The following is a 687-nucleotide window of genomic DNA, read 5'->3' as shown; positions in this document are numbered from 1 at the left end:
GCGGGTTCCTGTTCGAAAGGACTACTGTTGTTCCCTTCAATCGAATTCAGCACGTCACTGTAGAACGATCATTCCTGGATAAGATGCTGAACATTGCAACTTTAAAAGTTTTCACTGCAGGAGGATCGGGAAGTGATGTGAGTATTCCGGGAATTAAACCTGAAACAGCTACCTCTGTAAAAGAGGAAATTTCGGGAAGAATTTATAATCATGCCTGACTATAATTTTTCTGAACCTCAGCGGCAGTCGGGTGTAGGTTTGGTATTGATCTTTGCCACCTCTCTCTATCACATTGGGAGGAACCTTTGGGTGGTGGTATTTTATTTCGCATTTAAGGAGGTTGACCAACGCACCCTTTTCTTTGCCGGTGCAGGCCTAATGTTGTTATTGTTGCTCAGCCTTGCATATAGCATTATATATTTCCTGAATTTCAAGTTCCACATTGATCAAAAGAACGAGGAATTTGTACTTCAAAAAGGGGTTTTTTCGACAGATGTTATCAATATCCCATTTAGGAAGATCCAGCAGGTCAATTTTCGCAGGAATATTTTGCAGCGCATTATTGGAGTATATAGTGTGGTAGTGGAAACAGCAGGGAGTCAGGATAAGGAAGTGGAGATCAGGGCCCTTTCCGGAGAGAAGGCAAATGCTTTGGCTGATAAACTTATGGCTCATGCCGAAGAAGAA

Annotated in this window: 2 protein-coding genes; both read left to right on the top strand. The window is 42.4% G+C overall.

The genetic code is table 11. The annotated features are described in order from the left end of the window. Window positions 1-218 (top strand): PH domain-containing protein (locus HC175_RS15985; protein WP_168139407.1); only part of this gene is annotated, 218 nt, incomplete at its 5' end. Next, window positions 211-687, top strand: a 477-nt coding sequence (locus HC175_RS15980; protein ID WP_168139406.1) for a PH domain-containing protein, incomplete at its 3' end; no start/stop codon positions are given. The genes HC175_RS15985 and HC175_RS15980, both read left to right, overlap by 8 nt.

The organism is Salinimicrobium oceani (assembly GCF_012037645.1).
This window is presented reverse-complemented; position numbering and strand designations above follow the sequence as displayed.